Raw genomic sequence first — 6028 nt, 5'->3', positions numbered from 1 at the left:
CTCCGGCGCGGCCTCGGCGGCGGGCGCCGGTGCCGTTTCGACGGCCGGCGCGGGCGCCGGTGCCGCTTCTGCGGCGGGCGCTGCGGCTTCCGGCGCGGGTGCTGCCGGCGCAGCCTCGGCTGCACCGGTGCCGTCGCCGATCGTCACGAGGGCGGTGCCCACCTCGACGGTCTCGTCCTCTTGGACGAGGATCGCCTCGATGACACCTGCCACTGGCGATGGAATCTCGGTGTCGACTTTGTCGGTGGACACCTCCAGCAGCGGCTCGTCGACCTCGACACGGTCGCCGACGTTCTTCAGCCAGCGGGTGACCGTGCCCTCCGTGACACTCTCACCGAGTGCCGGGAGGCTGACGGATTCGCTCATGCGCTTGTCTCCTTCACAGCGTGGGACGCTTTCTAGCTTATTGCAGTCGTGATCTGGGCGGCCGGCTCAGAGCGCATGGAGCGGCTTGCCGGCGAGCTTCAGGAATGCCTCGCCGAGCGCCTCGTTCTGCGTCGGGTGAGCGTGGATGAACGGGGCGATGTCCTCGGGGTAGGCCTCCCAGTTCACGGCGAGCTGGGCTTCGCCGATGAGCTCGCCGACGCGCGCTCCGATCATGTGCACGCCCACGACGGGACCGTCGTTCACGCGCACGACCTTGATCGAACCGCTCGTTCCGAGGATGTGGCTCTTGCCGTTGCCGGCGAGGTTGAACTCGTACGAGGAGACCTCGTCGGTGCCGAACTTCTCGGCGGCCTTCGCTTCGGTGTAGCCGATCGAGGCGACCTCGGGGTCGCAGTAGGTGACCTTCGGGATGTTCACGTCGTCGACGACGATCGGGGTCAGGCCCGCGATCTCCTCGGCGACGAAGATGCCCTGCTGGAAGCCTCGGTGCGCGAGCTGGAGGCCGGGAACGATGTCACCGACGGCGTACACGCCGGGTACGTTCGTCGCAAGACGCTCGTTCGTGATGACGAAGCCGCGATCCATCGTGATGCCGGCCTCTTCGTAGCCGAGGCCCTGCGTGACGGGACCACGGCCGACGGCGACGAGCAAGAGCTCGGCCTCGACGGTCTCGCCGTTCTCGAGCGAGACGACGACGCCGTCGTCATGCTGCGTGACGCCCTGGAACCGCACGCCGAGCTTGTAGTCGATGCCGCGCTTGCGGAATGCGCGCTCGAGCTGCTTGGAGACGGACTCCTCTTCGTTCGGCACGAGATGGGGGAGCGCCTCGATGATCGTGACGTCGGCGCCGAACGACTTCCACACGCTCGCGAACTCCACGCCGATGACGCCGCCGCCGAGGACGGCGACCTTGCTGGGCACGAAGTCGAGCTCGAGCGCCTGCTCGCTCGTGATGACGCGGCCGCCGATCTCGAGTCCGGGCAGCGATCGGGAGTAGGAGCCGGTCGCGAGGATCACGTTCTTGCCCACGATGCGGTCGTCGCCGACCTGCACGGCGTTCGATGCGACGAGGCGGCCCTCACCCTCGATCACGGTGATGCCGCGAGCCTTGATGAGGCCCTGCAGGCCCTTGTACTTGCTCGAGACGATGCCTTCGCGATATGCGGTGACGCCCGGGATGTCGATGCCCTCGAAGGCCGACCGCACGCCGAACTTCGCCGATTCGCGCGAGTTGTCGGCGATCTCGGCAGCGTGGAGGAGCGCCTTCGTCGGGATGCATCCGCGGTGCAGACATGTACCGCCGAGCTTGTCCTTCTCGATGAGGCCGACAGTGAAGCCCAGCTCGACGGCACGCAGCGCTGCTGCGTACCCTCCGCTGCCGCCACCGAGGATGACAATGTCAAAGTTCTGCTCGGACAACCGCAATCTCCCTTGCGCACCAGATCTGCGACACGAACTGCCCGGGTCGTGCCCGGGGCAGACAGTATGGGCGACGTTCTCGCCCATATGACCCTACTACCTAGGCGGAGAGGTCCTCGCCCAGCCTCACGAGGGTGCGTACGGCGACGCCGGTAGCCCCCGAACCCGTGAATCCCCACCCACCCGAGGTGTTGTGCGAAGGCCCGGCGATGTCGAGGTGGGCCCACGGAACCCGCTCGCCGTCCGAGCCATCGCGAGTGCCGATGAACTCGCGGAGGAAGACCCCGGCGAGCAGCATTCCGGGCACACCTGCGCCGAGCTTCGTGTTCGTGAGGTCCGCGACATCCGACTTCAGCAGCGTGAGCAGGTCATTCGGCAACGGCATCGGCCAGGATGCCTCGCCCACGGCGTCGGCGGCGGCACGCACCTGCGCGACGGCCTCGTCGTCGCCCATGAGTCCTGCGATCCGATTGCCGAGCGCCGTGACCTGCGCGCCCGTGAGCGTCGCGACGTCGACGATGAGGTCGGGTTGCTCCTCGCTCGCCGCGACGAGCGCATCGGCCATCACGACACGCCCCTCCGCGTCGGTGTTCAGCACCTCGACGGTGGTGCCTCCGCGCATGCGCAGCACATCGTTGGGACGCACTGCCGATCCGGAGGGCATGTTCTCGGCGAGGGCGAGCCAGCCCGTCACGTGGATCGGCGCCTGCAGCTCGGCGAGCGCGACGATCGCCGCGAGCACGGCGGCGGCGCCCGCCATGTCGGTCTTCATGCCGACCATCGATGAGCCCGGCTTCAGGGAGAGCCCGCCGGAGTCGAACGTGATGCCCTTGCCGACGAGGGCGAGGTGCACGGATGCCCCGGCCGGCGCGTACTCGAGGCGAACGAGCCGCGGTCCGCGCTCCGAGCCCAGCCCGACCGCGAGGATGCCGCCGAACCCGTCTGCCCGGAGCGCCTCCTCATCCCAGATGCGAGCGGAGATGCCGGCCGTGCTTGCGGCCTCGACGGCGATCTCGGCGAGGCGTGCGGGAAAGAGGTCGGCCGGCGACATGTTGACGAGGTCTTTCGTGCGGGCGACGGCGTCGACGACGGCGCGCACTCGTTCGACGCCGACGGCGTCCGCGTCGAACGGGGTGTGCAGGGCGATCGCGGTGACCGCGGGCTTCGGCTTCGACCGGTACTCGCCGTAGGCGTAGGCGCCGAGGGCGGCTCCCTCGAGGAGCGCGGCGGCGGTGCTCGCCTCGTCGGCGGGAACCGCGATCGAGACGGTGGGACTGCCGGTGAGCTGCCGGAGCGCGCTGCCGGCGGCCAAGCGGAGGCTCGCGGCATCCGCTCGCTCACCGACGCCGATCACCGCGACGACGCGGGGTCCGCCGTCGAGACCGGCGACCCGGGTGAGCTCGTCGGCCGCCCCGGTGGCGCCGAGCTTCGTGATGAGGGGGACGACCCAGTCGAAGCCGTCCTCGGCAAGGAGCTCGAGTCCGTCGGGCCCGCTTCGGGCGGCGAGCAGCACGATGTCTGCCTCGGCCCCGGTGGCGGGCGAATCGGTGACGGTGAGCGCAGGGGTGGCCATCAGGCGATCGTACGTGTTCGCTCTCGGCACCATCGGCGTCATCGTGATCATGCGGATGCCTCCGGAGCCCCTCAGTAGTCTGGAGACATGCGCGATCCCCGTTCCCTCTACGAGCTGAATCCGGATGTCACGGTACCTCCCGGACTCCCGCTCGTGGCCGGACTCACGGGCTTCGCCGACGCCGGTGCAGCGGTGGCCCAGACCACCGCCTACCTGCTGTCGACGCTCGACAGCACGACCGTGGCGACGTTCGACGCCGACGAGCTGCTCGACTACCGCGCGCGCCGACCGATCATCCTGTTCCAGGGCGATCACCTCGCCGACTATCGCCCACCTCGCCTTTCGCTCGATCTCGCGACCGACGACCTCGGGCAATCGTTCCTCCTGCTCACCGGCTACGAACCCGACTTCCAATGGCAGCGGTTCGCCTCGGCCGTGCTCGGACTCATCGAAGACCTGAAGGTCTCGACGACGACGTGGATCAACGCGATTCCGATGCCGGTTCCGCACACCAGGCCGATCGGGGTCACCGTGAGCGGCAATCGCACCGAGCTCATCGAGGCGATGTCGATCTGGCGGCCGACCACCCAGGTGCCCGCCAACGCCCTGCACCTCGTCGAGTACCGCTTGCACGAGCTCGGCCACCCGACGTCGGGCTTCGTGCTGCTGATTCCGCACTATCTCGCCGACGCCGAGTACCCTGCCGCGGCGATCGCGGCGCTCGAGGTCATCAGCGCCTCGACTGGCCGGATCTTCCCGACCGATGTCCTTCGCGAGCAGAGCCGGGAGTTCCTCGCTCGTATCGATGAGCAAGTGGCTGAGAACGGCGAACTCGGCAAGCTCGTGGGCACGCTCGAGGAGCGGCACGACTCCTATATGGAGGGCACGACGCTCCGCTCGCCGCTCACCGACGAAGACGGCGAGCTGCCCTCGGCCGACGAGATCGCCGCCGAACTCGAGAAATTCCTCGCATTCCGCCGCACGCGCGACGACGACTCGCCGCTCGGCGGCTGATTCCGCGGCGTCCGCCGCGGATCCGGCCACGTTCCGGGGAATGACCCAGGCCGCCCGAGCGTTCTCCCATGGTGGAGGCGACGCGCGGGCTCGCCACGGTGCTCTTGGGGAGCGTCCGCCTGTATAATGGAGGCAGGACCCGTTCTGGTCCGCAGCGCAATCATGGTTGCGTCGAGATGCGGACTTGACATGGGTCCTCATAGTGTCCGAAAACGACCGGGCCGAGCGCACGAGCCGAGCGTCCGAGAGGGCACGTACGCCGCGCGACGGTAGGAGAGGTTCAACGTATGGCAACGACGAAGGCTGCGACGTCGGCGAAGAGCGAGGCAGAGGCTGAGAAGCCCGCCGCGAAGCGCGTGACTGCCGCGAAGTCGACGGCCGCGAAGGCGAAGCCGGCTGCTGCGAAGGCACCGGCGACGAAGAGTTCGGCGACGCCGGCGGCGAAGACGCCGCGCGCGTCCACGGCGAAGACGGCGACGAAGCCGCGAGGCAAGGCCAAGGCCGCCGACGGCGACGACGAGGAGGTCGAGCCCGGCGAACTCGAAGAGGTCGCCGTCGAGGCGGTCGTCACCGAGGAGCATGGCGACGACGCCGCATCCGATGACGACGACGCCAAGCCGGTGGCGGTCGAGCCCCACCCGACGGGCGCGCTCGTGCTGCGTGCCGTCGACGACGAAGACGAGGTTCCGGTCTACTCGAGCGCCATCACGGGTGCCACGGCCGACCCCGTCAAGGACTACCTCAAGCAGATCGGAAAGGTCGCGCTCCTGAACGCGGCCGAAGAGGTCGAGCTCGCAATGCGGATCGAGGCGGGACTGTTCGCCGAAGAGAAGCTCTCGCACATGACGGACGCCGAGAAGCGCTCGCAGCTCGGTCGTGAGCTGCAGTGGGTGGCGAAAGACGGCCAGCGCGCGAAGAGCCACCTCCTCGGCGCGAACCTGCGTCTCGTGGTCTCGCTCGCCAAGCGCTACACGGGTCGCGGCATGCAGTTCCTCGACCTGATCCAGGAGGGAAACCTGGGCCTCATCCGTGCAGTCGAGAAGTTCGACTACACCAAGGGCTTCAAGTTCTCGACGTACGCGACGTGGTGGATCCGTCAGGCGATCACCCGTGCCATGGCCGACCAGGCCCGCACCATCCGCATCCCGGTGCACATGGTCGAGGTCATCAACAAGCTCGCCCGCGTGCAGCGCCAGATGCTGCAAGACCTCGGTCGCGAGCCCACGCCCGAGGAGCTCAGTCGTGAGCTCGACATGACCCCCGAGAAGGTCATCGAGGTGCAGAAGTACGGCCGCGAGCCGATCTCGCTGCACACGCCGCTCGGTGAAGACGGCGACAGCGAGTTCGGCGACCTCATCGAGGACACCGAGGCGGTCGTCCCGGCCGACGCGGTGGGCTTCACGATGCTGCAGAAGCAGCTCGAGTCGCTCCTCGACTCGCTCTCCGAGCGCGAGGCAGGCGTCATCCGCATGCGCTTCGGCCTCGGCGACGGCATGCCGAAGACCCTCGACCAGATCGGCGACACGTTCGGTGTGACGCGTGAGCGCATCCGGCAGATCGAGTCGAAGACGATGGCGAAGCTCCGCCACCCGTCGCGCTCGCAGTCGCTTCGCGACTACCTCGAGTAGGCCGCTG

At 68.4% G+C, this 6028-nt stretch carries 5 protein-coding genes; 2 read left to right on the top strand and 3 right to left on the bottom strand.

Going from position 1 to position 6028, the window contains the following annotated elements; all coding sequences use genetic code 11:
• The 3 genes from J7E25_RS04950 to J7E25_RS04940 all read right to left on the bottom strand — a co-directional run.
• Positions 1-366: biotin/lipoyl-containing protein (locus J7E25_RS04950; protein ID WP_285289801.1), on the bottom strand; the 366-nt coding region annotated here is incomplete at its 3' end.
• A gap of 66 nt (positions 367-432) precedes the next feature.
• Positions 433-1806, bottom strand: a complete 1374-nt coding sequence (gene lpdA / locus J7E25_RS04945) for a dihydrolipoyl dehydrogenase (RefSeq protein WP_214868537.1) — start codon at positions 1804-1806, stop codon at positions 433-435.
• 100 nt (positions 1807-1906) lie between these two features.
• Positions 1907-3379 carry a leucyl aminopeptidase gene (locus tag J7E25_RS04940; protein ID WP_214868536.1) on the bottom strand — a complete coding sequence of 491 codons (1473 nt, stop codon included), beginning with the start codon at positions 3377-3379 and terminating at the stop codon, positions 1907-1909.
• A gap of 87 nt (positions 3380-3466) precedes the next feature.
• On the opposite strand from J7E25_RS04940, the gene J7E25_RS04935 reads away from it, so the two are divergent.
• Entirely contained in the window at positions 3467-4393 is a 927-nt protein-coding gene (locus J7E25_RS04935; RefSeq protein WP_214868535.1) for a proteasome assembly chaperone family protein, read from the top strand.
• 287 nt (positions 4394-4680) lie between these two features.
• Positions 4681-6021, top strand: a complete 1341-nt coding sequence (locus J7E25_RS04930; protein ID WP_214868534.1) for an RNA polymerase sigma factor — start codon at positions 4681-4683, stop codon at positions 6019-6021.
• Positions 6022-6028: the final 7 nt, after the last annotated feature.

Source organism: Agromyces sp. ISL-38 (genome assembly GCF_018613935.1).
In the GTDB taxonomy this organism is placed as follows: Bacteria; Actinomycetota; Actinomycetes; order Actinomycetales; family Microbacteriaceae; genus Agromyces.
The sequence above is the reverse complement of the archived record's forward strand: the minus strand, read 5'-3'. Positions and strand labels throughout refer to the sequence as shown.

Excerpts from the sequence above, each read along its gene's own strand:
- J7E25_RS04940 (WP_214868536.1), bottom strand. The coding sequence starts at position 3,379 with ATGGCCACCCCTGCGCTCACCGTCACCGATTCGCCCGCCACCGGGGCC.
- J7E25_RS04935 (WP_214868535.1), top strand. The coding sequence starts at position 3,467 with ATGCGCGATCCCCGTTCCCTCTACGAGCTGAATCCGGATGTCACGGTA.
- J7E25_RS04930 (WP_214868534.1), top strand. The coding sequence starts at position 4,681 with ATGGCAACGACGAAGGCTGCGACGTCGGCGAAGAGCGAGGCAGAGGCT.